This window comes from Streptomyces sp. HSS9-12 (assembly GCF_054963655.1).
The window spans coordinates 1-798 of record NZ_JBUEGC010000125.1 but is presented as its reverse complement, the minus strand read 5'-3'; the positions used below and the strand labels follow the sequence as shown (position 1 = coordinate 798).

Here is a 798-nt window from a genome sequence, read left to right as displayed (position 1 = left end):
CGGTAGTTGTCAAGTCAAATGAGACGTTCGCGGCGCTATGAACCTTGTGGCTCGGGTTGCCTTCGTTTGGCAGGGTCGTTGATCCAGACCCGGCCGGGTATCTCGGGTGGCTTCGGTCGGCGAGCGAAGCGTTCTGGGTGGCGTTCGTATGCCTCGGCGAGAGCGACAGCCCGTTGGTCGCGGACCTCCTCCGCAGTGCCGAAGTGGACGGAGGCGGGGGTGTGCAGGCCGATCCCGGAGTGCCTGTGGTCGTGGTTGTAGTAGGTGATGAAGGCGTCCATCCACTCCCGGGCATGGGCCAGCGAATCGAAACGTTCCGGGTAGTCGGCGGCGTACTTCGTGGTCCTGAACTGGCTTTCCGAGTACGGGTTGTCGTTGCTGACCCTGGGGCGTGAGTGGCTCCTGGTGATGCCGAGGTCGGTCAGTAGTTGGGACACCTTCTTGCTGGTCATCGAGGTGCCACGGTCCGCGTGCACCGTCTCGGGCACGATGCCGTTGCGCTCGATCGTCTCGCGGATCAGCTCCTCGGCCCGCTCAGCCGTTTCGGCCCGCTCGACGGTGTGGCCGACGATGTAGCGGCTGAAGATGTCGATGATGACGTAGGCGTGGTACCAGATGCCCTTCTCCGGCCCGGGCAGCTTCGTGATGTCCCAGGTGAAGACCTGCGAGGGGCCGGTCGCCGTCAGCTCGGGGATCGTCCTGGCCGGGTGGGTGGCCTGGCGGCGGCGTTCGCCGTTCTGCCCGGCGGCGGACAGAATCCGGTACATCGTCCGCTCCGAGCACCAGTAGTTCCCCGCG

Annotated in this window: 1 protein-coding gene; it reads right to left on the bottom strand. The window is 65.4% G+C overall.

All coding sequences use genetic code 11. From position 1 onward, the window contains the following. Positions 1–35: 35 nt before the first annotated feature. On the bottom strand, positions 36–798 hold a 763-nt coding region (locus ACY34J_RS29000), incomplete at its 5' end, for a transposase (protein ID WP_462729602.1).